Below are 23886 nucleotides of genomic sequence, written 5' to 3'. Positions count from 1 at the left end.
GTCACGATCGCCGCCGCGGCTTCACACCCTCCACTGGCAGTAACCGGGCAGCGGGATGGCGGTAGCGCAGCAGATATGCAGAGCCTTGACGAACTGGAAGAGGTACCCGAGCGCCGAAGCCGACGCCTCATACTGCTCACCGGTGTCTGTCATCGCCCACCCTCTTCGTCAGACCGACGCAGCGATCATTCCACGACGGTGATCGCCCACACATGGCTATGCGTAAAGCAGGCGGCTCCGTTCCACTGCGAACGCCGCGAAGCCGCCGGCGAGCTCGTAGCTGATGGCCCGGCGATGGCAACCGATGGAGGGCAGTTTGGCCTGGCCCGAACCGAGGATCGTGGTGTTGAGGTCGCCCAGCAGGGCGGGCAGCCCGGCGACCACGGGGAGGTTCGCGCCCCGGCGGTACCGGTTCGTCTCCGCGACCTGCTCCCGCACCCGCTCCGCGGCGGCGGTCGGCGCGGACGGAACAAGACCCGGGGTGGCCAGAGAGGATGAGGGAGGAACGGCGCGGCGCTGCCGGCAGCGCCGGCATGGAGCACCCACCATGGCACCTCGCGCAGGGAACTCACCAACAGCGGACGGTCGCCTGCCGCCTTGGCAAGATGGACGATCTTCTTCGGCTTGCCCGCCCACTAGTAGTACGAGGCGGCCCGCGAGGCTTCGCCACTTTCGGGATACAGGTCTCCGAGAAGGCCAGCTGCCTCGGTCTCGTGAGCCCAGCTACCGGTCACTGCACTGTCGGCGAGCCAGCATCGCGTGGAGAGGGCTGCCTCAATGAGGCACAAACAAGGAAAACATGGCCCGCTCCCGTGAAACCCGCACGCGGTCCAATGCGCGGCCACGGCTCGACCCTGTCGAGCGCAACGCCTGTGCCAGACGGTGCTCGTCATCCGATCTACGCAACCAAAGGACCGTCCCGAACGTGCACGGCACGAATGGCGTAGAGCCAGTCGGCTGCCTCTTTGCTGTACTCATCCTTGGCCTGCGGCTCGACGTGGGCGATGGCACCGTCGATGCGAGAGCTCTGCGGCTCCACCAGATCAGGATCCATGGCGATCTGACGCTTGGTAAAGAGGAGAACCAGCAGAGTGGTGGGGCACCGCATCGCCGCGCGCCGCGTTCAGGGCATCGACAAACGCGCCGGAGGCGGCGCCGAGAAGATAGATGACGGCTGGGCGAATGAGGCCTGCATGTCGCAGAATCGCCGTCGCAGGCTCCAGCCCACCGAAGCACCGGGATACGGCTCCATCGGCTCGAAGCCGTGCGCCCGCATCAGCGCGGTGGCCTCGGCCGGATCGGTACGGCGGGCAGCAGCCCGCTGCTCTACGTCATCACCCACCGGGAGTGGAACGCGGTCAAGGTCGGCATCGGCGCCTGCACCGGCTACACCTCCCGGCTCCTGCAGCATGAGCTCCAGGGGTGGGAGCTGTACCGAGCCAGTGACTTCACGACCGGCGCCGCCTACGACGTCGAGCAGGGCGTGTTGGACCGTCTGCGCGGCGCCAAGTTGTGTCCGTTCCTCACCAAGGACGTCATGCCGAACGGTTGGAGCGAGACCTGCTCCACCGACCGCGTCACCGCGGATGAGGTGTGGGCCATGGTCGAGGAGGAGACCCGCCGCGCACCGGACGACTACGCTCCCCGGGCCGGCGCCCGGCCTCGGGCCGCCTTCCTGTTCGACGCGGAAGCTGCTGCCGAGGAGATGCGCGCCCGCGGGTACGAGCCGCTCGTGCCCTACCCGGGCCGTACGAACGCGACCTGGCCCTCACGGTGCACCACGTGCGGGCACGAGGGCCGGCCCACCTTCAACGCCGTACGCAACGGAGGCCAGGGCTGCCGCATCTGCCGCACCAGAGCGGCGCAGGCCAAGCGCGCCACGGCGGCGACCGCCCCCAAGGCGGAGGGGGTGATGCGGGCGGCAGGGTTCGAACCGCTGGAGCCCTACTCCACCAGTCAGACTCCTTGGCGCCGCCGCTGCACCGCCTGCGGTCGCGAGAGCACCCCCACCTACTCCAACGTCCGCAACGGAGGAACCCGCTGCCGCTTCTGCTCCTCCAAGTCATCGAACGCCGAGCAAGCCGAGACCGAGATGCACGCGGCTGGTTTCGAACCGTTGGAACCCTATCCCGGCCGGACCACGGACCCATGGCACTGCCGCTGCTCCTGCGGGAACGAGGTCATGACGCGTCTGTCCTTCGTCCGGTCAGGAACGACGGGATGTAAGAAGTGCCCTCGGACCGGCGGCCGAACTGATCCGGCAAAGGCTGCTGCCGAGGTCCGCCAGGCCGGGTTCGATCCCCTGGAGACCTACCCTGGCAAAACCACCGACCGGTGGCGCTGCCGCTGTGCGTGCGGGACCAAAGTCACGGTGACCTTGACTGGCATCAGGCGAGGCCGAACCAGGTGCGGGACATGTTCCAAAGACCACACCGACTGATTGGCACGTACCGCAGCGTCCCCCTGAGGGTGCCCGCTCCCCGCCAGGCATACGAGTCACCGGTGTCTGGAGAAACCTGCCGCACTGCAAGAGGACACGTGTTCACCGCCTTGCTCGCCCAGGCCGACGCCGAAGGCGACCTCAACTGGATCGTCTCGGTCGACTCCACGATCGTCCGGGCTCATCAGCACGCCGCCGGGGCCCTTCAAAAGGGGCCCCTACCGGCTAGCCGGACGACCATGCCCTCGGCCGATCCCTCGGTGGACTGACCACCAGGTTCCACCTCGCCGCGCACAGCCTATGCCGGCCACTGGCGTTCGTCCGAACCCCAGGACAGGCCGGTGACGCGCCCGCGTTTCCCGAGGTCATGGTCCGTTTACGGGTGCCGCGGCCGATCCGCCGACCCAGGACCACCCCGGATGTGGTCCTGGCCGACAAGGCCTACTCGTCCCGCGCAATCCGAACCCCTCTGCGTCGGGCCGGGATTCTGGCGGTGATCCCACAGCCCTCCGACCAGGCCGCGAACTGCAAACGCCGCGGCAGCCGGGGCGGCCGCCCACCGGCCTTCGACCGCGACGCCTACAAACAGCGCAACACCGTCGAGCGGTGCATCAACAAGCTCAAGCAGTGGCGCGGCCTCCCCACCCGCTACGACAAGACCGCCACCATCTACATCGCCGGACCCCACATCGCCGCCATCTTCATCTGGTCGGCAAGATGATCCGAGAGAAACGCCCTAGCCCTGCTCCTCGCCGGAGCGCTGCCCCGTCGCCTTACCCGTGACAGGCCCGAGGAATGTGCTGCCTCGGAAGTCAATATGGTCACCACCGTAGGTGGCTTCGGTAGCACGGCCTCTAGATGGTCCCCCCTCAGGGTTGGAACTGCTTCCGCGGGGCTGCTGTCGGCGCAGGATGGCCATCGCCACCGCGGCCGCCTGGTCAGCGGCCCGCTGCTGGGATCCCGAAGCGTCCGCCTCGTGCTTGTCAGAGTTGGCTCGGTCACTGATCCCCCGGATGACGAGGGAGTCCTGGCCGTTGAGATGGGCAGCGTGGGCGGCGCCGGACCCTTCCATCTCGATGGCGTAAGCATCGTTGTAGTTCACTCGGATGTACTCGGCGAACTCGGACTTGTCGTCAGCTAGGACAACATCACCACATGCGATCGGCTTGAAATGGCAGCGGACGCCCTCCAGATCCCGCAGCGCCGCACGGGCCGTTTGCAGCAACCGGTGCGAACCATTCCACGCTTCGGGCCGGGCGAGGAATCCTTGTGGGGTCTGCTTGCCACCGTGAACGGCGTACACCTTCGTCCCGACCACAACGTCACCGATCGCAACGTCATCTTTGAGGCCGCCCGCGACCCCGATGAACAGGAGCACCTGCGGGCGAAGCCAGCCGACAACCTGTGTGGTGAGCGCGGCGGCGTTGAGGGCTCCCACGCCCAGCTCAGCGATCGCCACGCTCCAGGGCGCTCCCTCGAATCGGCCCTGCTCGACCCGGGTCCCGTCGCCGTGTACGAGCTCCTTGGCGTCCCTCAAATGTTCTCGAACGGCCTCGTACTCCACAGGAAGCGCGGTGAGGATCACGGCTGTGGGCTGGGTATCAAGCATGGACCTATGATATTGCCGCATCAGTGCCAGACACGTGGCGTTGGGCAGGAGGGGTGGGGCTGTGTCGGAACCGGCAGGGGGCATCAGTGTTGGGCAGCTGCTGCTAGTTGAGTACCAGAGCGTCAAGGACGAACAGAAGACGCGTATCGGGTTTCGCGACAACCTGCTCTACGTGACGCTCGCCGTGTCCGCCGCGATCATTGCGGCGGTGGCACAGGCCAAGCAGACGTCCATGCTGCTTGCACTGCCGCCTGTCTGCATCGTTCTGGGATGGACGTACCTGGTCAACGACGAAAAGATCTCGGCGATCGGACGCTACGTACGCAAGGAGCTGGGCCCTCGTCTGACGCAACTATCGGGGTCCAACGGTGAATTTGCCGCCTTCGGATGGGAGGAAGCCCATCGAGGCGATGCGCGCCGTCGTTCCCGGAAGGCGTTCCAGTGCCTGGTGGACCTGACAGCGTTCTGTGTGCTGCCGCTGGCAGGGCTGCTCGTGTTCTGGACCGACCAGCCGAGCGGCGTTCTGCTCATCGCCCTATCAGCGCTTGAGGCAGTGGCGGTGATAGGCCTCGGCATTCAGATCGTGTTGTACGCCAAGGCATCACGCCGCGCGATGTGAACCTCTACCGTTGACCTACCACTCCAAGTGGACGGTTGCGCAGGAGAGAGAAGCGGTAGATGAACGAGACGTTGCCGCCGGCATTGCTGGCGGCTCTGTCCGAAGGGGCCGCCGGGGAAGCCGGACGTCAACTGGTCGACGAACTGGCACGGGCGCTGACACAGGATCAGAACGCCAACCCAAGTGCGCTGGTTGAGGCAGCAGCACACCCCGCACGGCGGGAGGAAACCCGGGCCTGGGTCGGACGTGTGGTGGACCTGCTTTCCACCGACCTCGGCATCGCGCGAACCGTGGCGGAGGCCATGCAGCGGCATACTCCGGGCAGTGTGGGGGCCTGGTATCAAGGGGATCACATCGACTTCCGCGGTTCTGTCTTTCTAGGCGATGTGGTCGGCACCCAGGTCGTGCTCCAGCAGAATGGGAACGCGGGGCCAAGCCCGTGGATGAAACCCGACGACTACCTCCGCGAGGCGAACAAAGGCTCGGTGTACAGCCACCGCTGGCGGCTCGTCGGACGCACGGAGACGATGGACCGCCTCGTGCCGTTTGCCAGGAGTGCGCACGGAGCCATCGCGCTTCTCGTTGGCCGGGGCGGGGTCGGGAAGACCAAGATCGTGACGGCTCTGTGCCAGACGCTGAGCGAAGCTGAGCCCGCCGTCGAAGTACGGGTGCTCGGTGCCAACTCCGACATCAGCTCCGGGATGTTCGGGGACCTGCCGAACGAAGGCAGTCTGCTGGTCGTCATCGACGACGCGCACAACGACACCCTCCCCTTGGAGAAGATCGTCTCCGGCGTTCGGAGCGCCAACCCATCGGCCAATGTGCTGCTGTGTCTCCGCCCTTACGGCCTAGCCCACGCCCGGCGGGCTCTGTCCTGTGCAGGGACCCACATGAGCGACACCACTCAGGTTGAGATCGGTGACCTGGAGTTCGAAGACGCCGTCTCCCTAGCTGGCGAGATCCTGAAAGAAGAGGTACGACTCCACGCGCCCCGACTTGCTACATCGGCACGGGATTGTCCACTGTTGATCGTCACGGGCGCGGCGCTGATCAACAATGGAGAGCTGGATCCCCGAAGGTTCGAAGGCGACGAACAACTCCACCGAGAACTTACCGACCGGCTCGCCGAAGCGCTGACGACCGCTCCGTCAGCCGGACAGGTGCCACGAGAGCTGCTGTCCGCTCTCGCCGCGTTCCAGCCGGTCCGCCTCGCGGAACCAGAAGTCCAAGGTTCGCTGGAGGCGCTGACCGGGTTGCCGTACGACGTCTCAGCTCCGCACTTGGAGGCATTAGAAGAGGCGGGGGTGATCCTCCGGCATGGCACCACCATACGTCTGGTCCCCGACCTGTTGGGGGACGCCTTGCTAGTCAAGGCAGCCCTCCATCGCAGCACAGGGCTGCCCACAGGCTACCTCGCCAAAGCCATGGAAGCCGCTGAGGGCAGCGCCTTGGCCAACCTAGTGGTGAACACCGGTCGCGTGGACTGGCAACAAGGACAGGGCGCCGGCGCCGGCGTGCTGATCGAACCGCTGTGGCAGGGCATCACTGCGGCGTTCCATTCTGCAGACGCACGCGGTCGAGTGAGCTTGCTGGAGATGGTGAAGGAGGTTGCCTTCTATCAGCCCCAGCGGACTATCGACCTGGCTAATTGGGCGGTGGAGAATCCTAGCGACTCCGTCACCGGGGACGTCGGCTTCGGGATGATGCACACCTGGACCAACACAGCCGTACATCACGCCCTCGCCGACGTCCTCCAAGCCGCCGCGCGCTCGCTGGAGTCCCTGCCACAAGCAGCCACGCTTCTTTGGCGCCTAGGATGCGACGACCAGCGTCCCCTCAACCAGTACCCCTCGCATCCTTTGCGCATTCTGGAGAAACTGGCCGGCTATACCCGCTGGGGCCCCACCAAGTACCAACATGCCCTCGTCAGCCAGGTCGAACGGTGGCTCGCCCGCTCACCCGATACCGCCACTATTCATCAGCCGTTGAGCGTGCTGAGCCCTCTGCTGGAGACCGAGGGTTATGACGAATTGTGGACACCAGCTACCTGGTCTCTGACCTTCCGTCCCTACGTACTGGCCCCAACCAGCGGGGTCCTGAACCTGCGCGGCCTCGTGCTCGACCTGGCGTTCGAAGAATTGGGGCACCCGCAGCTCGTACGCGCCTCGGCAGCCAGCTCCCTGATCGGCAAGGCCTTCCGCCTGCCACATGGCACCTTCAACCTGTCGGTCACCGACGCGATGCGTCAGCCGTGGTTCCCACACCTCGGCAGCACCATCGAACGTCTACATCAGTTCATCCTCCAGCGCACCCTGCCACCATCAATTCTGGTCACCGTGCGCACAGAGGTCCATTGGCTCGCGAGATATGGGCCCGACGATCTGCGCCAGCATGCCCAGGACCTCCTGAGCTCGATCCCTACCTCACCGGACAACGAGCTCGCGCGGGCGTTGCATGGCGGACCGGCCGACCCAACTGTCCATCCAAACCGATCAGACTGGCACGCGGCGCAAGACTCGCTGTTCCAAGATGTGATGGCCACACTGTCCGACTGGACAGACGATCAGATCGCCACTCGTGTCAATGTCTTGCTGAGCGAGAACGAAGTGGTATTCGGTCCGGACACGGGCAAGTCCCGACGGTTCATCTGGATACTCGTCATCAATCGTCCGGCCGTCGGTGAAGCTATCTGTGAGCAGGCCATGGCTGCGCCCGATCATGTGCCGGCATCGCTTGTGGAAGTTGCTCTGGCTGCGATGGGGCGCGCCGCCGGCGACCGCGCGGTCCACTGGGGCCGCACACTCATGGGCTCAAAGAACACGGGACTAACACGGTCGGTGGCACTGGCCTTTGGTGTCCAGCGTGGTCGCGACGAACTGCTGGGTGGCGAGGGTGAGCTGCTCCGGGCACTCGCCGCCCACGAAGACACAGTTGTGCGCAGGGCGACCGTTGGCGCCGTGCACCTCATCGCTACGCAGCACAAGGACCTGGCCATCGAACTGCTCACCGCTTCACCCGTAGTCGAGACAGCGGACCTCGACGCGTTCGCTATGGCCATCTCGGGCCCTCCGTTCAGCGCGCTGTCCTGGTCCGATCTCTCTCAGGACCAGCAGAAGGCCTTTCTCACAGCGCTCGCCACGGCATCGTCCATCGACAGCCACGAAGTCGGTCGCTTCCTTGCAGAGCTCGTCAACACTGAGCCTCTCACCGTCATCGAACTACTCGAAGCCAGAATCGATTCCTCGCCATGCCAGGGCCGGGGCTACTCCCCCCTGCCCTTTCAGTGGAATGACACACCGCCGTTTCGCGGGCACGACGACTTCCCGGCCCTACTGCGACAGGTCCGCGACTGGATCGCAGCCGATCCGGACTCAACGTACCGACGCTGCCTGGGAGCTGACCTCTTTGAGCTTGTCGCCGGGCCTTACGACGCCCAGGTCACCGAGGTAATCGAGGAGTACTTCCACGACGGTGACCTGGTGAAGGTCACGATCGCTGCGGACATACTGTCTAAGGCTGACAGGACGATTGTCTGGGACATTGACTTCGTACGCCGCTGTCTGCGGGCTGCGGACCGACACGGAGACGCCAGCCTGGAGAGAGTGAGAGGCGCCTTGCACGCAGCCGCCATCACCGGAATGCGTTCCGGAACGCCTGGACAGCCCTACCCCGAGGATGTCGAGCAGCACGCGAAGGCCACGGAGCTGGCCGACAGCTCTGCTGGGGGTAGCGTCGAGGAGCAGTTCTATCGCGACCTCGCAGCCTCCGCCCTGCGCCTTATGCAGCGGGATACGGATGATCTACCTCCGGACGGCCGTGCCTGGTGAGGGCCAGGGCTATGCCGTCATTTCTCACACCGCAGCAAAGGTGAGACGAGAATGAAGGCTACGTCGTAGGACTGACGGTTACGACGTAGCGGTGTCCGCGCCACGCTACCGCTTGAGGCGGGTGAAACATTGTTCCATCCGCTCGGCTGCCACGCCGGACCAGCTTAGGCCGTGTATCGAAAGTGGATCTTGGCCTGTGAATGATCACGGGTCATGGGGCGGGGAGATCTCACGGACGAGCAGTGGGCGGTGCTGGAGCCGTTGTTGCCGAAGGGGGCCAGGGCGGGGCGACCGCCCGTCTGGCCTCGGCGTCAGCTGATCGATGGCATACGGTTCCGGGTCCGGACCGGTGTGCCGTGGCGGGACGTGCCCGTCGAGTACGGGCCGTGGGTCGGGTCTATGACCTGTTCCGCCGGTGGCAGCGGAACGGCACCTGGCAGAAGATCCTCACTCGGCTCCAGTCCCTGGCTGACGCGAAGGGTTCGATCGTTTGGGATCTGAGCGTGGACTCCACGGTGTGCCGAGCCCATCAGCATGCGGCCGGGGCCCGCAAGCAGGGTGACCTGCAGAAGGAACCACCGGGAGGTGTGTTCACCGAGCCCGGTGATCACGGGCTGGGACGCTCGCGCGGCGGGTTCACCACCAAGCTGCACCTGGCCGTCGAGCAGGGCCAGAAGCCCATGTCGATCGTGGTGACAGCCGGGCAGCGAGGGGACTCGCCGCAGTTCGAAGTCGTCCTGGAAAAGGTTCGAGTGCCCCGCATCGGGCCAGGCGGGCCACGCGTCCGTCCCGATCGAGTGCGCGCGGACAAGGCGTACGCCTCCCGTAAGAACCGTGCCTACCTGCGTCGACGCGGGATTCGCTGCACCATCCCCGACAAGGCCGACCAGGCGCGTAACCGCCAGAAGCTCGGCTCTCGCGGCGGCCGGCCGCCGCACTTCGACCCGGACGACTACCGCAAGCGACACGCGGTCGAGTGCGGGATCAACCACCTCAAGAGACACCGGGCCGTCGCCACCCGGTATGACAAACTCGCCGTCCGCTACGAAACGACCGTGCTGGTTGCAGCCATCAACGAATGGTTGCAACCAGCACGGGCGCGACAGGGCTAGAGCAGGGGCGCGTCAAACAGGTCGAGTTCGGCCTGCGTCGGCTCCTCGAACTGCCCCTGGCAGTTCCTGAGAAGTTCGGCCGTCAGCACGACCGCGCCAGGTGCATGGTTCCGCAGAGCGATACGCCTTTCCAGCTCTTCGAGCGGCACCCGGAGGTAGCGCAGTTCGACGGCAGTACCCATCGAGCGGGCCATGAGCCGCTTCTCGTCACGCTCCGCCCGCTCCCAGAAACCGTTCTCCAGAATCACGACGGCACCGGAGGCCAACAGCGCCTGGGCGTGCTGCCACAAACATCGCTTGACCCGCTCACGAGCCTCACTGTCGAAGACATCGAGGCCCAGGCACATGAGCCACTCGTCCGGGCAAAGCCGGACAGCGGACAGCTCGCGTTCCAGCTTCTTGGCCACCGTGGTCTTTCCAGCACCGGGCAGCCCACACAGGAGAACCAGCCTCGGTCGCCGGTTGATCATGACCACCTCCCTCGTTAAGCCCCGGTAGAGATCGTCGCGCATGGCAGCACAGAGAGGAAACGAGAATTTCCTGCAGAACAGGACAGCCGAAGATCGACTTCCGATACACGGCCTAGGGGCAGAGTCGGCCCTGAGGGATGGTATAGCAGCGAAAGCCTACTGACAGCATGGTCCTGCTCGCCAAATAGCGCCGCCTGCCCGGCGAGCCAAGCGAGACTTCCCTAACGGACCCGGGTACCGAGGAGACCTCGCCGTGCTAGGACGAGGTCGGTGCGCTGGTTCACCTCGTCGGCCGGGCCGACGAGGTGAACCAGTCGATCTGAACACGGGAGGCTGAACTCTCCTGCGGCCGCCATCAAGCGCCAGTCCGCCAGGACCGGTGCAGCCCCGCCCGCGCGGGGCTGCACCGGTCCTGGCCCTCGCCAGCCCCAGCCTGCCACCTCACCCGTCCGGTCCCGATCACGCTCACGCTCATTCTCTTCCACCACCGCCGAAGCATGACCCGATCCGGCACCTTCACACCAAGATCCGGAGCATTTCCGGATCAGACTCGGTCACAGGGTTCCGCGAACAACCATTTTACCTGGTCAGCATAGGTGTAGGTGCTGTACCACCAGCACTCGAAGAACCTGCTGTTCCCTGAAAACGGGAAAATCAGGCGGCTTCCCAGAGGCCTGCGTCCAGGATCCGGGCGGCTTTGGTGATGCTGCCCGGCATCAGGTGCCGGTAGGTGCGGTACGTCTCTTCGATGGACTTGTGGCCCATCCACTCCGCGACGTCGGTGATGGGGATGCCGTTCCCGAGTGCGTTCGATGCGAAGTAGTGCCGGAAGCCGTACATCCCGACGCCCTCCTCTGGCGGAAGGTCTGCGAAGAGCTTCCTCACCCGGCGTCGCTCCATGCCCTCGGTGAAGTAGCCACCCGGCCCACGCAGCAGATAGCCGCCCTTCACGGTGCCGTGCTTCTCCTCGTACCGCTCAATCGCCTCCCGTACCAACCGCGGTAGCGGAACCTCCCGGAACTCCCCCGCCTTGCGGTGCTTCAGCTTCGCCGGCCTCAGCGTGTTCGAGTGGATCTGCTCCCGTACCCGGTACACGTCCTGCGCCACGACATTGTGGACGTTCACCGCCCGCGCCTCGCCGTTTCGCAGGCCGCATCCCGCCATCATGACGATCTCCAGCGCCAAGTCCTCGTCGGCGACGGCCAGTGCCTTCGTCACGTAGGCGAGGGACGGGATGGCCACCTGCTCGCGCACGTACTCCGGCTCCTGGACACCCTTCACCGGGTCGTCTGCGATCGCCCCCTTGGCATACGCGTCCCGAAGGATCGTCTTCAGGACCCGGAAGATGTTCACCTGGTTCCCCCGGCCGACCCCGTCGCTCTCCATCTCGTCCAGGAACCGCTCGACCACCATCGGGGTGACCGAGTTCAGTTTCCGCGCTCCCAGCCGCGGGACGATGTGCACGTTGATCGAGCTGTCGACGTGCTCTCCCGTGGAGTAGTCCGTCATCCTGCGCTGCCGGGGCCTCCACTGCTTCGCGTAATCCTCGACCGTCAGCTGGCCCAGTTCTCGGCGGGCTGCCGCCACGGACGGTGCCGTGGTCTTCTTCTCCGCGTAGAGCTGCGTGAGGCGTTCGATCGCGTCGTCCTGCGTGTCGTATCCGGATTCCTCGCGCTGTTTGCCGAGCGCGTCGCGGAAGCGGATCGAGTACGGGTGGGGGCAGCGGGTGGGCTTGGCGCAGTCGCAGTCCTTGAAGAAGGACCCCATGCCGCGGGCGAGCTGTCGGGCCGTGTGTCGCACCATCCGTTCCAGCCCAAGAACCTGCTCAGGCGCCGCACTGTCGGTCGAAGGTCAGCAAGCGGGGACACGTCGGGGACGCATGCTGACCGTTTGCTGACCTGAGGGGGGGCACATGATGCCCCTGACCTGCGGCGACGCCAAATAGTCAGATCTTGGACTTGAACAGAGTGCGCAGCACTGTGGACTCCTCCGAGACGGCTCCCTGCCTGCTTTGTGCAGGTCAAGGGCGTCCTCGACTGTACACCGGCACACGCCGGACGATGCTTGTGAGGAACGTCGCTCCGCCCAGGTGATACGGCCCCCGCCCCGGCTTTCACGCGTCGCAGGCGGCCGTCGGCTGGTCCGGGGCCGACCCTTGGCGACCCGCTCGGCAGATGACGACCGCGGCCCCGTGCCTCGTGAGCTCAGCCCGGAGCGATCGTCACGATGTCAGGCGCGATGTCCAGTACCAGGAGCGCCGCCGCCACGTGGGTCGGGTTCTCCTCCACCTTGACGGCCGAGAGCTCGTTGGCCCGTGAGACGCGCCGTTCGACGGTGTTGCGGTGCGCGTAGAGGTCGGCGGCCGCCCGGGTGGTGCTGAAGCCGCACTGCACGTAGGTGAGCAGTGCCTGCCGCAGGGCCGTGTCGGCTTCGGCCAACGGCCCGAGGGTGTTGACGACGAACCGACGCGCGCCGGGCCGGTCCTTGGTGAGCGCGTCGATCAGCTCGACGTCGGCGTAGGCGGTGAACCGCCGGCCGGAACCCAGCCGGATCACGAGCGCCTGCGCCGCGAGGGCGTCCTGGTGGCTGGAGCGGAATCCTTCGAGTCCGCGTCCCGGCCTTCCCACCGCCGCGCGGACCGCGTCGGTCGCCGCGAGGGCCTTCTCCGCGTGGTGCAGGTCCGGGACGGTTTCCCCCGAAAGCCAGATCCACCGCGACGTGGCGCTGGCGCGCGCCACCAGGGCGCTCCGGCCTCCGGCGGAGGAGCGCACGGCGGCGATCGCCTCGTCCAAGGCACCGGCCTGCTGGGGATCGTCGACCCAGAGGACGAGGCCCACGTGCCACCGCGCCATCCGGTAGCGCAGGCGTCCTTCGGCGAGGTCCTCCGCCATCGGTGCCCCACTGGCGATCAGCTGGATCATCGCGATTCCCTCGGCGTCCGTGTTCCCCATCGCCGCGGCGAGGCCGGCCTGCCGCAGGGCCGCGACGGAGTCGAGGGCGTACTGCACCAGCGACTGCGCCGTCACGTCCAGGACCCCCACGAGGAGATCGGGGTCCGCGCAGTCCGCCACGCATTCCTCCAGCCATCGCCGCCAGCCGATCCCCAGGGCCACACGCCAGGCGACGGCGAAGTCGGGCGCGATGCCCCGGGAGACGAGGTCGTTGATGTACGCCGTGGTCCTCGGACTGACGTAGGGCTCCACCCTCCGCCCCGGTTGCTGAACGTTCGCGGTCAACCACTGGACCACCTCAGAGCGGTTGAGCGCGCGGTCCTCCTCGACCAGCGACGCGTCCGCGAGGAGAGCGGGATCGTTCTGGGCGACGAGAGAGGGCCTTGCGAAGGCGTCGATCAGGGCGTCCGTTTCCGTCAGCAGGCGCTGGCACAGGGACCTGATCGCATCGGCGACCTCACGCGAGGGCGGGGGCCACAGCTCTTCCATGTTCTCAGTGTCCCTCTGCTCTCGGGGAGCCGAGGCTCCCGACATGCCGTGTCCCAGCCCGGTGAAGGGCTTGTCGGCGGCCTGGCCGACGGCGAAGGCGTCGCCCTCCGCCGCTGTTTACTCCCACTAAACGGCGGCAGATTTACCACGCTCTCGTCGGCACCACAAGGGGTTCGGCACCATCGCCCTCTCCCCCTCCGCAGGGGCGCACCGGCCGCCCCTGGAACGCATGCCTTAGCCTCGTGCCACGGAGAGGACTCGTCCGGGTCGGCCTGTCACCTGACGGGCACACGACCTCGGCCTCGGGACGGGCGGTGAGCACACCATGTCCATCGGTGACGGCGGGACAGCAGACGGAGCGGAACGGGGCGCCGCCGCCCTCGAAGCGTCCACCGGCGCGCAGCTGCGGAGGATCAGGCTCGACCGCGGCCTGTCGTTGACGGAGGTCGCGCACCGGGCAGAGGTCACCAAGGGCTTTCTGAGCCAGTTGGAGCGTGGGCTCACCAGCGTGTCCGTCCCCACGTTGCTGCGCGTCTGCGAGGTGCTGCGGATCGGGGTCGGGGAGCTGTTCGCGTACCCCGACGAGCAGGTCGTGGACGGCGGAAGCCGGATCGGCATGGGCGGTGAGGGCGTGGCCGAGTACCTGCTCACGCCCGCCGGCGCCACGGCGTTCCAGGTCTTCCGTTCCGTGATCGAGCCGGGCGGGGGCACCGGAGGCCCCTATCGGCTCGACACTGCCACGATCTTCGCGATGGGGCTGAGCGGTTCGACCCGTCTGATCGTCGGGGGCGAGACCCGGATGCTGTCGGAAGGGGCGTCCACGTCGTTCTCCGGCCGGACGCTTCACCAGTTCGACAATCCGGGTACGACGGTGAGCGAGGTCCTCTGGGTCCTGTCGCCTCCCCTGCCGCGCGCCGCGCGAGGGCCCGCCTAGATCCTGTCGTCGCATGCCGGGCCCGCGTCAGGAGTGGTGCGGGGGCGGCGGCTGTCTCGCAGGACCCGGCGGTCTCGTCGTAGCGGGTGGCGCTCTCACCCCGCGTCGTCACGGAGCAGCCGTCGCCCGGCCCTCAGGAACCCCCGCGCCTGCCACGACGGAGCGCCCGCCGGGCCCGTGTCCTGCTGCCGTTGAAGAAGTCGTTGAACCGGTCCAGCCCCCAGACGGCCCGGAGGACGAACGGCTGCAGCAACAGCGACATCGACGGCGAGTACTTCGGGGCGTCCGACCAGATGCCGGCGAGGTCCTCCGGCATCTCGCCGTCGACGATGTAGTCGGCGAGCTGATGGGTCACGTACGGCACCTGGCAGAGGCCGTGGCCGTTGCAGGCCATCGCGTAGAAGACGTTGTCACCCACCTGCCCGGCGACCGACAGCCAGTCCGGGCTGATGCCGATCCAACCGCCCCAGGCCCGCTCGATGGCCACGTCGGACAGCGACGGGAACCGGTTGGCCAGATCCTTCCCCATGTCCCGCACGACAGCGGGGTCCGGGACCCGGTCCGGGAGCGGGTAGGTCTGGCCTCGCTGCGCTGTGCGGACCCCGCAGACGATGGTGTTGCGCTCGGTGAGCCGGTAGTGGGTCATCAACTGGTGCTGGGTGATGATGCCGGACCGGCTGGTCCAGTCCAGCGCGGCGAGCCGCTCCGGCGCGATGGGTTCCGACTCGATCTCGATGACGTACAGCGGCGTCGCGAGGTTCTTGGGCGTGATGTCCCACTCGCCGCCGTAGACGCTGGTCGCGAGCAGCACCTTGTCGGCCCGCACCGTGCCGTGCGGTGTCGTGATCTCGACGATGCCGCCCGTGCGCCGGACATCGCTCACCCGCGTCCGCTCGAAGACCCTGGCCGAGGAGGCGAGCAGTGCGCGGCGCACACCACGGGCGAGCTTGCCCGGGTTCAGCATCCCGCCGATGGATTCCCGCATCCCGCCCACGAAGCCGGCGGGGAGGCCGAGCTCCTCTCTGCTGCCGACGGTCCCGCCCCCACCGAAGGCGCGCAGGATGGCCGCCTGGGTACGCACCCTGAGCATCATGAGGGGTGAGACCGCACCCCACACCAGGCCGTTCGCCACGTAGTCGCAGTCGATGTCGTGCCTCTTGATGAGGTCTTCCACGTAGCGGCCCGCGTGCTCCGCCAGTCTGGCCATGACCGGCATCTTCTTCGGGGACTGGAGGCTGAGCATCCGCAGGTCGCCGCCCGGCGCCCCGGCGATCTGCCCGCCGTTGCGCGAGGCCGAGCCGTAGCCGCAGAACTCGGCCTCCAGCAGGACGACGTCCTGGTCGCGCTCCGCGAGGCGCAGCGCAGCCGCCATGCCACCCATGCCGCCGCCGATGACGGCGATGTCGCAGGTCAGGTCGCCGTCCAGCGCGGGCTGCACGTCGGCCGGCGGGTCGATCCAGCCGGTGAAGCTGCTGTACTTCGTGTTGTCGGTCCTCATGCTGTCCCGCTCTCCTTCCAGGTGGGGCGTCCGCCCCACGTCGTGCTCTCTCGGTCCCGAGAATGCGTGGCCCCGAGCGAGGCCCGGCCCGCTCGCCGCTCTCCCTTGGCCGCGACCGAGCGCGCGGGCAGGTCCCCCATCGACAGGAGACCGGGACGCGCCTCGACGACCGCGGCGGAGGCGTTGACCGCCGCCGCGACGGTGCTGAGGAAGGAGTCGAAGCCCACGGAGGAACGGAGGCCGACGACCTGCTCCTCTCCGACGATCCGGTAGTCGTCGCCCGCGGCCGTCTCGTCGGCCGGCTCGAAGAACCCGAACGTGATCTCCAGATCGATCACCACGTCGCCCTTGAGCACGCCCCGGGCGGCGTGCGTGACCGCCGCGATCTGTCCCGGTTCGATACGCATGTGGTCCCCGACGCGCGGCGAAGTCGTCACGACGGCGGGTTCGACCTCTCCCACGTCCACCGAGTCGAGATCCCATCCGAGCCCTGCCGCGAGCGCCCCGATGGCCTGCTCGAAGCCGTGGTGGCCGACGACCTCGCCACGGCTGCGAGCCGTCGCGAACTCGCGCGGGGTCAGACCGAGGCCGAACTTCGCCAGGATCGCGCCGTAGCGTGACATGTCGGTCCGCCGGCGGATCCGCACGCTCTCCACACGCTGGGTCAGTGCGGTCAGGAGGAGGGGAAGGGTGTCCATCAGGACGCCCGGGTTCGCCCCGCTGCCCAGGACGGTCACGCCGTGTGCCTTCGCCGTGTCGTCGAGCCGCCGGGCCAGATCGGGGTGGCTCCGCCATGGATGGGCCAGCTCTTCGCAGATGCTCAGGACGTTGTACGAACGCTCCAGCAGCGGCAGCAGGACGTCGGCCGCCCTGTGCAGATCCGAGACGGTCGCCACGATCGCGAGGTCGGCGGCGGGCAGCTCGGCCGGGTCGCTCACGACGACGACACCGTTCGCGACGCCGCCGAGGAGCACTCCGAGGTCCTGACCGACCACGCGGGGGTCCCGGTCCGCCGCTCCCACGATCTCCACGTCCGCGCGTCGCAGCAGGGAGGAGGCGATGGCCCGGCCGGTGGCGCCGAGCCCCACCACGACAGTCCGAATCTTCAACGTCACTCCCTCGGGCGCCTCGGTCGGCCCGCCCACGACACGGTGCTCGGCGAAACCTGACTTCGCCGGTGGCGGTTGCCTGGTACCCCACCGTCACAGGCCACGGCCGTGGTGAGAACGACACCGGGCACCGGCTTCCTCCGAGGGCGGTGCACGGTGCACAGACCGGCCGCGCCCTTGCGCTCATGAGCTGACCGGCACGTCGCTCAGAGTCGCTCGTAGACAGCCGGTCGGCGCGCGCGCAGGACGAGGGCCTGCACCGCGCCGGCCACGGCCGAGAGGGCGACGAGGCCGCCGATCACCCAGGCACCGGTGGTGGTGCCGACGAGGAGCGGGAAGTTGGCGACCATCAGGCAGACCACGCAGGCCAGGCCGAGGAAGGCGACGGCCGGGGCCGCGACCGTCCGCCACACCGACTGCCGCCCGTCGGCGCGACGGAAGAAGCCGATGACGGCGAGGCTGGTGGCCGCCATCAGCAGGACGATGCCGAGGGTGGCGGCACCGGAGAACCAGGCGTAGAGGTCCCCGATCGGGTCGAGGCCGAGCGAGGCGACGACGAGCGTGGTGACGAACGCGACCGCCGAGGCGACGGCCGAGGACGCCGACGGCGCGCGGTGCCGGGGGTGGACGACGCTCAGCGACGCCGGAAGCGCGCCGGCCCGGGCCAGCGCGAACTGGTAGCGCGTCACGACGTTGTGAAAGGCCAGTACGCAAGCGAACTGGCTGGTGATCAGCAGGAGTTGCATGGCGTCGGCCCAGACGGACCCCACGTAGCTCCGCGTCAGCGTGAGGACCAGGCCCTCGGGGTCGGCCTGCGCGGCTCCGACCACGGCGTCGACGCCGGAACCCACCACGATCGCCCACACGGTGAACGAGTAGAAGGCTCCGATCACCAGGATCGCGACGTACGTCGCCCGCGGGACCGTGACGTCGGGGTCCTTCGCCTCGTTGCGGAACACCGCCGTCGCCTCGAAGCCGATGAACCCGAAGAGGGCGAACATGACGCCGAGGCCCAGGGAGCCGGTGCCCACGATCGAGGGCGACACCGGCTCGGCCGTCAGGCCGTGGGCGCCGCCGTGGCCCACGATGCCGAGGTCCAGGACCAGGAGCAGCAGGGACTCCAGCACCAGCACGGCACCGAGCACCTTGGCGCTCAACTCGATGTCGCGGTAGCCGAGGAAGGCGATGACGCCGAGCGAGACGAGCGCCCAGGCCCACCACGGGGAGCCGACGTCGGCGTACCGCTCGATGACGTTGCTCGTCGCGACCCCAACATAGGCGTTCACCCCGACGAGAAGCAGCGTGTAGGAGAAGAGCGCGAGGGTCGCCGCCGAGAGACCGGGGATCCGGCCCAGCCCCGCCTGGACGTAGGCGTAGAAGGCCCCCGCGTCGCGTACCCGTCCGGCCATCAGCGTGAAGCCGACCGCGAAGACCAGCAGCAGCACGGTGGACAGCGCGAAGTACAGCGGCATTCCCGGGCTGCCGCTCACGGCGAAGGCGAGCGGCACCCCGCCGGCCACGAGGCCGAGCGGTGCCGCCGCCGCGACGACCATGAACACGATCTGCGACACGCCGAGCCCGCGGTGGAGCGGGTTGCCCGATCCCGCTGCACCGCCGGGTGCTTCGGCGTGCCCTGTCTTGGAGAGGTCGGTCATCGCGATCACCTTTCGGCTCACGGGCCGGTACCGGCTCGTCATGGGTGGGTGAAGGAGTGCGTGGAGCGGTGCGCCTGCGCGCACGAACGGGTGCGGCTTCCTCACGGTGGCTGGGCCGGAGCGGCGGGAGGCGGCTCCTGCCGCCCGAGAAGACGTGGCCCCGTGCGGGTTCCGGGTCGTCGGCCGCTTCCGCTCGGCCGCGATCACGGGAGCGACGGCGGCGATTCCCCTGCGGCTCGACACAACCGGGGGGGGCGCGACGCGCAGCGAGGTCGTGACGACAGCGGGTACGTCCTCTGCGCACGACCACGACGAGACGTTTAGTACCACTAAACGCCGGGAGTAAACCTCTACCGCGCCGGTCCTGCTTCCGTCATGGCTGCGGCACGACCGTCCGCCGGGCGGCGGGATCCGGCCGCCCTGCTCCCGGAAGGGCCGGGCCGCAGGCGCGGCCGGGGCCCCCGCCCGAACGTCGGACACCGTACGGGCGCAGCGGCCCGGTCCGCCTGTGCATCGTGCACCGAGCCCCGGCGAAGGAGGTGCCCGCTGTCGTTCTCGCAGGCGGTCGCGGCTCGCGACAGTGAGGTAACCGCCACAGGAACAGCGAGGAAACGCCATGACAGCTGAGGTGTTGGACGCCGTCGAGGAGTTCGACGTGGTGATCATCGGAGCCGGGATCTCCGGGATCGGCGCGGCCACCTATTTCAGCCGGGAACTGCCCGACAAGTCGCTCGCCGTACTGGAAGCGCGCGACGACATCGGAGGCACGTGGGACCTGTTCCGCTATCCCGGCATCCGCTCGGACTCCGACCTCCACACGTTCGGATACGCGTTCAAGCCCTGGCGCCACGAAGCAGCGATCGCCGACGCTCCCCTCATCAAGGAGTACCTCCACGAGACCGTCGAGGAGAACGGCCTGGAGCGCGTCCTCAGGCTCGGCCACCGGGTCGTCCGCGCGGAGTGGTCCACGGCGGACTCACGGTGGACCCTCACCGTCCAGACGTCGGACCCCGCCACGGGAGCGACCCGGACCAGGACGATCCACGCGGGATGGGTCTTCGCCGCCACCGGCTACTACCGGTACGACGAGGGGTTCTCCCCGGAGTTCCAGGGACGGGAGGACTTCGAGGGCCGGATCGTCCATCCGCAGCACTGGCCCGAGGGACTCGACTACAGCGACAAGAAGGTCGTCGTCATCGGCAGCGGCGCGACCGCGATCACGCTGGTGCCGGCCATGACCACCGGGGCGGGCGCCGCCCGGCACGTGACGATGCTGCAGCGCACCCCCACCTACGTCATGGCGCTCCCCCGCGTCGACAAGGTCGCCCTGGCGCTCACGAAGCTGCTCGGGGAAGAACGCGGGTACGCCGTGACGCGGTTCAAGAACATCTGGACCGAACACGCCGTCGTGAAGGGGCTGCGGACCTTCCCCAAGGCAGGACGGGCCTTCATCCGGCGCGAGAACGTCAAGCGCCTTCCCAGGGGATTCGACGTCGACAAGCACTTCAACCCGCCGTACGACCCGTGGGACCAGCGGGTGTGCGTGGCACCGAACGGCGACTTCTTCGACGCGATCAAGGACGGAAGGGCCTCCGTCGTCACCGACGCCGTGGCGCGGTTCAGCAAGCGCGGCATCGTGCTGGCGTCGGGTGAGGAGCTGGAAGCCGACATCATCGTCACCGCGACGGGGCTGAACCTGCGGCTCTTCGACGGCATGCCCATCGTGGTCGACGGGCACCAGATCGACATCGCGGACGCGCTCTGTTACCGCGGCATGCTGCTGAGCGGGATGCCGAACTGGGCGATGGCGATCGGCTACACCACCTCGTCCTGGACGCTCAAGGTGAGCCTGATGTGCCGCTACTTCATCGACCTGGTCAGGCACATGGACGCCCGCGGATACGACACGGTGGTTCCGGTCGCACCGCCGGGAACGAACCGCAGGCCCGTCATGGACCTCCAGGCCGGGTACGCCAAGCGCGGCGAGAAGCTCCTGCCCAAGCAGGGCCCCGAGAAGCCCTGGCGGATGGCGATGTCCTACCCCGAGGACGCCAGGGCGCTGCGCGGCCCGGTGGCCGACGAGAACCTCCGGTTCGGCGCCCGCCGGGCGGCCGCGCCGGCGCCCGGCGGGAGGCGAGCCACCCGTGCCTGAGACGAGCGCCGTCGAGAGCGGCGACCGGTACGCGACCCTGCCGTCCGGGATGACGATCTGCTTCCGGGACCACGGCGACGAGGACGACCCCGCGATGCTGCTCATCGCGGGACTGGGCGAAGACCTCACCTTCTGGTCCGACTCGTTCGTCGGCTCCCTCGTCGCCCGCGGTTTCCGGGTCGTCGCGATCGACAACCGCGACGCCGGCCAGTCGACGTTCGTCGCCTCGCCCCCTCCCGGGCTCTTGCGTCAGATCGCCGCGCGTCCGCGCGGCGACGCGTACACGCTGGCCGACATGGCCCAGGACGCCGTCGGCGTACTCGACCATCTCGGGATCGCGCGGGTGCACCTGGTCGGGCGGTCGATGGGCGGGATGATCGCGCAGACGATCGCGGCCACGGCGCCCGAGCGGGTCCTGTCGCTGGCCTCCCTCTACTCCACCACCGGGGCGCGCAAGGTCGGGCAGCCGGCGCTGTCGACGATCCGGCTCCTCGCCGCCCCGCCGGCGAGGAACAGAACCGCGGCGGTCCGTGCCCATCTGAGGCTCACCCGTCACATCGCGGGAACGGAACATCCCATCGACGACGCGGCCGAGGCGGCCATCGCGGCGCGCGGCTGGGACCGCAGCGGCGGCGACCCGGCGGCCGGCACGGCGCGCCAGATCCAGGCGATCCAGCGCTCCGGGGACCGGACGGCCCAGCTGAGCCGGATCACCGCCCCGACGCTGGTCATCCACGGCGACCGGGACCCCCTGGTGAACCCGAGCGGCGGCGTCGCGACGGTCGAGGCGATCCGCTCGGCCCAGCACGTGGTCATTCCCGGCATGGGCCATCACCTCCCCGAGTCCCTCGTCGACCCCCTCACGACCTACATCGCGCAGCACGCGACCCGCGTGGGTGAAGGAGGCAGCCATGTCCGGATCTCGTGAGCCACGCTCCGGGAGCACCACGGTCGACGTCGTGGTCGTCGGTGCCGGTTTCGCCGGTCTGAGCGCGGCGGAGCGGCTGGTGAGCACGGGGCGGTCCGTCCTGGTCGTGGAAGGCCGCGACCGGGTCGGAGGCCGCTCGCTCTCCGGCGAGGTGGCCGGCGTGAAGGTCGACCTCGGGGCGACGTGGGTGGCCCGGCGCCACACCGCCGTCCGGGACCTCGCGAGCCGGGTGGGGTGCACCACCACCGACCAGTTCGCCCAGGGCCGCAACGTGCTGTGGATGGCGGGCCGGCGCCGCACCTACAGCGGCACCATTCCGAAGGTCTCCCCCGCGGCCCTGGTGGACATGGCGCGCATGCAGGCGGCGGTGAACAAGCTGGTCGCGACCGTCGACGTGGACGCGGCGTGGGAGACGCCGGGGGCCGGCCGGCTCGACGCCGTCTCGTTCGGCGAGTGGCTCGACCGGAAGAACGCACTGCCCGGCACCCGTGCGCTGATGACCGTCATCAGCAAGGTGCAGTGGGGCTGCACCCCGGGAGACGTCTCCCTGCTGCACGCACTGCGCTACATCCGCTCGGCGGGCGGACTCGACCACATGCTGGACGTCGAGGGCGGCCAGCAGCAGGACCGGATCGTCGAGACCACCCAGGAGATCGCGAAGCGGGTGGCGGAGCGGCTCGGCGACCGCGTGCGCCTGGAGACACCGGTGCGCCGCATCGCACAGGACGACGACGGCGTCACCGTCCGCACCGACTCAGGCGAGATCCGCGCCCGGTACGCGATCGTCACGGCCTCGCCGGCGCACCGCGCCGCCATCACCTTCGAGCCCGCCCTGTCCGAACGGGGCGAAGGGCTCACGCGGACCTGGCGCATGGGCGTGCTGAGCAAGGCGTTCGTGGCCTACGAGAGGCCGTTCTGGCGGACCGACGGCTGTTCCGGCGAGGCGGTGACCGACACCGGAACCGTGTTCATCACCTTCGACGTGTCCCCCGCCCCCGGCGGACCGGGCGTCCTGATGGCCTTCTGCGATCCGCGCGTCTTCGACGGCTTCGGCCCCGGGACCCGGCGCGACCGGGTGGTCCGGCAGCTCGCCGACCTCTACGGTCCGCAGGCGCTCACCCCGATCGACTACGTGGACCACTGCTGGGGAGCGGAGCCCTTCGCCCCGGGCGGCCCCAATCCCGCCGTCGCCCCTTACGCGACCACGAGCTTCGGCAAGGCGCTGAGCGAGCCCCACGGGCGCGTCCACTGGGCGGGCTCCGAAACCGCCGGCGAATGGGCCGGAACCATGAACGGCGCGGTCCTGACGGGCCAGCGCACCGCCGAGAGCGTCCTCACCCTGCTGACCCGCGACGTCCGAGAGGGGGCGTCCCGATGAAGGAGACGCTGTTCCTGCTGGCCGACCTGTGGATGATCTTCGCCGGTTACTTCTACGGCTGGAAGTTCATCCGCCGCTACGGCAACTACCTCCTGGGCCTCGAATGGATGGTCGTCGCCACGTCGGGCACCAACTTCCTGCTCTGGTCGCTGCTCGGGGCCGAGAGCGACAGCGTCCTGTACGACCTGGCGTACTTCTTCGACGCGTTCTCCAGGTCGGTCGGCATCACGCTCATCCTGGTCCTGGGCCTGATGAAGGTCACCCATCGCTACAAGCCGAGCCGCGGCGTCGACGTCGCCGTGTTCGGGGTCGCGATCGTGGCCGCCCTGTTCCTCCGCCCCTTCCACGGCGCGGATCTCGACACCGACCGCGGTGCGTTCTGGGTCTCCGTGTTCTACGTCGTCGTCAACCTCCTCACGGCCGCGTTCCTCTGCTACTTCGTCAAACGGCTCTGGAGCGCGGGCGCGCGGTGGCCGGCGGTCTGGACCGGACTGGTCACGGCCGCCGGGACCACCATCGCGATCACGTACGACTTCTTCCCCCTGCCGTTCGACGACGCGAACCGCACGATCTTCTACACCGCCGCGCTGGCGACCTGGGGCACCCAGGGATTCGTCTACTTCCGCGCCTACCGCGCGCTGTACGACCGCGACGCGGCTCTGGACCCGTACCCGGCCCGCACGGCCGGGGCCCCCGCATGAACCCGAATCACGAC

Annotated in this window: 20 protein-coding genes; 11 read left to right on the top strand and 9 right to left on the bottom strand. The window is 68.3% G+C overall.

The annotated features are described in order from the left end of the window. Positions 1–216: 216 nt before the first annotated feature. Together IF73_RS0106265 and IF73_RS0106260 are read right to left on the bottom strand one after the other, a co-directional pair. Positions 217–438 carry a hypothetical protein gene (locus IF73_RS0106265; protein ID WP_031004321.1) on the bottom strand — a complete coding sequence of 74 codons (222 nt, stop codon included), beginning with the start codon at positions 436–438 and terminating at the stop codon, positions 217–219. Positions 439–898: 460 nt separating this feature from the next. Next, entirely contained in the window at positions 899–1054 is a 156-nt protein-coding gene (locus tag IF73_RS0106260; RefSeq protein ID WP_158821934.1) for a hypothetical protein, read from the bottom strand. A 210-nt stretch (positions 1055–1264) separates the two neighbouring features. Between IF73_RS0106260 and IF73_RS38550 the strand changes: the two genes are divergently transcribed. The 3 genes from IF73_RS38550 to IF73_RS0106245 all read left to right on the top strand — a co-directional run bounded on the left by IF73_RS38550 (position 1265) and on the right by IF73_RS0106245 (position 3161). Beyond that, positions 1265–2440, top strand: a complete 1176-nt coding sequence (locus IF73_RS38550; protein WP_051716567.1) for a hypothetical protein — start codon at positions 1265–1267, stop codon at positions 2438–2440. A gap of 98 nt (positions 2441–2538) precedes the next feature. Then, positions 2539–2709, top strand: coding sequence for a hypothetical protein (locus tag IF73_RS40910; protein WP_158821932.1), 171 nt, complete (start codon positions 2539–2541; stop codon positions 2707–2709). After that, positions 2706–3161 carry an IS5 family transposase gene (locus IF73_RS0106245; RefSeq protein ID WP_078867957.1) on the top strand — a complete coding sequence of 152 codons (456 nt, stop codon included), beginning with the start codon at positions 2706–2708 and terminating at the stop codon, positions 3159–3161. Before IF73_RS40910 ends, IF73_RS0106245 begins: the two co-directional genes overlap by 4 nt. Positions 3162–3176: 15 nt before the next feature. Here the strand turns inward: IF73_RS0106245 and mtnN are convergent, their stop codons facing one another. Beyond that, positions 3177–4049 (bottom strand): 5'-methylthioadenosine/S-adenosylhomocysteine nucleosidase, encoded by an 873-nt coding sequence (gene mtnN / locus IF73_RS0106240; RefSeq protein ID WP_031004316.1) that lies wholly within the window; start codon positions 4047–4049, stop codon positions 3177–3179. Positions 4050–4110: 61 nt separating this feature from the next. Here mtnN and IF73_RS0106235 point away from each other — a divergent pair, with 61 nt between their 5' ends. From IF73_RS0106235 to IF73_RS37505, 3 genes are all read left to right on the top strand, one after another. Next, a complete protein-coding gene (locus IF73_RS0106235) occupies positions 4111–4668 on the top strand; it encodes a hypothetical protein (protein WP_031004315.1) in 558 nt (185 codons plus the stop codon). A gap of 59 nt (positions 4669–4727) precedes the next feature. Then, the gene (locus IF73_RS0106230; RefSeq protein WP_158821930.1) at positions 4728–8495 is read left to right on the top strand and encodes a hypothetical protein; all 3768 of its coding nucleotides are present in this window, start codon (positions 4728–4730) and stop codon (positions 8493–8495) included. Positions 8496–8708: 213 nt separating this feature from the next. Continuing rightward, a protein-coding gene (locus IF73_RS37505) for an IS5 family transposase (protein ID WP_107049202.1) occupies positions 8709–9607 on the top strand; the annotation gives its coding sequence in 2 pieces (ribosomal slippage) (positions 8709–8886 and positions 8886–9607; 900 coding nt in all). On the opposite strand, the gene IF73_RS0106220 is transcribed toward IF73_RS37505, so the two are convergent. The 3 genes from IF73_RS0106220 to IF73_RS0106210 form a co-directional block, all read right to left on the bottom strand. After that, the gene (locus tag IF73_RS0106220; RefSeq protein WP_234338170.1) at positions 9604–10119 is read right to left on the bottom strand and encodes an AAA family ATPase; all 516 of its coding nucleotides are present in this window, start codon (positions 10117–10119) and stop codon (positions 9604–9606) included. The genes IF73_RS37505 and IF73_RS0106220 overlap by 4 nt on opposite strands. A gap of 612 nt (positions 10120–10731) precedes the next feature. After that, positions 10732–11880, bottom strand: coding sequence for a tyrosine-type recombinase/integrase (locus IF73_RS0106215; protein WP_234338169.1), 1149 nt, complete (start codon positions 11878–11880; stop codon positions 10732–10734). A 401-nt stretch (positions 11881–12281) separates the two neighbouring features. Then, entirely contained in the window at positions 12282–13517 is a 1236-nt protein-coding gene (locus tag IF73_RS0106210) for a PucR family transcriptional regulator (protein WP_031004310.1), read from the bottom strand. A gap of 325 nt (positions 13518–13842) precedes the next feature. On the opposite strand from IF73_RS0106210, the gene IF73_RS0106205 reads away from it, so the two are divergent. Continuing rightward, positions 13843–14451, top strand: coding sequence for a helix-turn-helix domain-containing protein (locus IF73_RS0106205; RefSeq protein ID WP_031004308.1), 609 nt, complete (start codon positions 13843–13845; stop codon positions 14449–14451). A 133-nt stretch (positions 14452–14584) separates the two neighbouring features. On the opposite strand, the gene IF73_RS0106200 is transcribed toward IF73_RS0106205, so the two are convergent. The 3 genes from IF73_RS0106200 to IF73_RS0106190 all read right to left on the bottom strand — a co-directional run bounded on the left by IF73_RS0106200 (position 14585) and on the right by IF73_RS0106190 (position 18713). Next, complete coding sequence (locus IF73_RS0106200) at positions 14585–15949, bottom strand: NAD(P)/FAD-dependent oxidoreductase (RefSeq protein WP_031004306.1); 1365 nt, start codon at positions 15947–15949, stop codon at positions 14585–14587. Next, positions 15946–17058 (bottom strand): Gfo/Idh/MocA family oxidoreductase, encoded by a 1113-nt coding sequence (locus IF73_RS0106195; RefSeq protein WP_234338168.1) that lies wholly within the window; start codon positions 17056–17058, stop codon positions 15946–15948. Before IF73_RS0106195 ends, IF73_RS0106200 begins: the two co-directional genes overlap by 4 nt. A gap of 206 nt (positions 17059–17264) precedes the next feature. Continuing rightward, complete coding sequence (locus IF73_RS0106190; RefSeq protein WP_031004302.1) at positions 17265–18713, bottom strand: APC family permease; 1449 nt, start codon at positions 18711–18713, stop codon at positions 17265–17267. A gap of 616 nt (positions 18714–19329) precedes the next feature. Between IF73_RS0106190 and IF73_RS0106180 the strand changes: the two genes are divergently transcribed. Genes IF73_RS0106180 through IF73_RS0106165 form a run of 4 tightly spaced genes read left to right on the top strand, consistent with a single transcriptional unit; the run spans position 19330 to position 23872 of the window. Further along, a complete protein-coding gene (locus IF73_RS0106180; protein ID WP_031004299.1) occupies positions 19330–20865 on the top strand; it encodes a flavin-containing monooxygenase in 1536 nt (511 codons plus the stop codon). Beyond that, positions 20858–21793: an alpha/beta fold hydrolase gene (locus IF73_RS0106175; RefSeq protein WP_031004297.1), complete on the top strand. Its 936-nt coding sequence runs from the start codon at positions 20858–20860 to the stop codon at positions 21791–21793. The genes IF73_RS0106180 and IF73_RS0106175 overlap by 8 nt, the downstream gene beginning before the upstream one ends. Further along, the gene (locus IF73_RS0106170; RefSeq protein WP_031004295.1) at positions 21777–23171 is read left to right on the top strand and encodes a flavin monoamine oxidase family protein; all 1395 of its coding nucleotides are present in this window, start codon (positions 21777–21779) and stop codon (positions 23169–23171) included. Before IF73_RS0106175 ends, IF73_RS0106170 begins: the two co-directional genes overlap by 17 nt. Next, positions 23168–23872: a hypothetical protein gene (locus IF73_RS0106165; RefSeq protein WP_037878362.1), complete on the top strand. Its 705-nt coding sequence runs from the start codon at positions 23168–23170 to the stop codon at positions 23870–23872. The genes IF73_RS0106170 and IF73_RS0106165 overlap by 4 nt, the downstream gene beginning before the upstream one ends. The last annotated feature ends 14 nt before the right edge of the window (positions 23873–23886 follow it).

The organism is Streptomyces sp. NRRL F-5727, assembly GCF_000719555.1.
Lineage (GTDB): Bacteria > Actinomycetota > Actinomycetes > Streptomycetales > Streptomycetaceae > Streptomyces.
Note: the sequence above shows the minus strand (reverse complement) of the source record. Positions and strands in the feature narration are given on the sequence as shown.

Excerpts from the sequence above, each read along its gene's own strand:
- IF73_RS0106260 (WP_158821934.1), bottom strand. The coding sequence starts at position 1,054 with ATGGATCCTGATCTGGTGGAGCCGCAGAGCTCTCGCATCGACGGTGCC.
- mtnN (WP_031004316.1), bottom strand. The coding sequence starts at position 4,049 with ATGCTTGATACCCAGCCCACAGCCGTGATCCTCACCGCGCTTCCTGTG.
- IF73_RS0106230 (WP_158821930.1), top strand. The coding sequence starts at position 4,728 with ATGAACGAGACGTTGCCGCCGGCATTGCTGGCGGCTCTGTCCGAAGGG.
- IF73_RS0106220 (WP_234338170.1), bottom strand. The coding sequence starts at position 10,119 with ATGCGCGACGATCTCTACCGGGGCTTAACGAGGGAGGTGGTCATGATC.
- IF73_RS0106215 (WP_234338169.1), bottom strand. The coding sequence starts at position 11,880 with ATGGTGCGACACACGGCCCGACAGCTCGCCCGCGGCATGGGGTCCTTC.
- IF73_RS0106210 (WP_031004310.1), bottom strand. The coding sequence starts at position 13,517 with ATGGAAGAGCTGTGGCCCCCGCCCTCGCGTGAGGTCGCCGATGCGATC.
- IF73_RS0106205 (WP_031004308.1), top strand. The coding sequence starts at position 13,843 with ATGTCCATCGGTGACGGCGGGACAGCAGACGGAGCGGAACGGGGCGCC.
- IF73_RS0106200 (WP_031004306.1), bottom strand. The coding sequence starts at position 15,949 with ATGAGGACCGACAACACGAAGTACAGCAGCTTCACCGGCTGGATCGAC.
- IF73_RS0106190 (WP_031004302.1), bottom strand. The coding sequence starts at position 18,713 with ATGACCGACCTCTCCAAGACAGGGCACGCCGAAGCACCCGGCGGTGCA.
- IF73_RS0106180 (WP_031004299.1), top strand. The coding sequence starts at position 19,330 with ATGACAGCTGAGGTGTTGGACGCCGTCGAGGAGTTCGACGTGGTGATC.
- IF73_RS0106170 (WP_031004295.1), top strand. The coding sequence starts at position 21,777 with ATGTCCGGATCTCGTGAGCCACGCTCCGGGAGCACCACGGTCGACGTC.
- IF73_RS0106165 (WP_037878362.1), top strand. The coding sequence starts at position 23,168 with ATGAAGGAGACGCTGTTCCTGCTGGCCGACCTGTGGATGATCTTCGCC.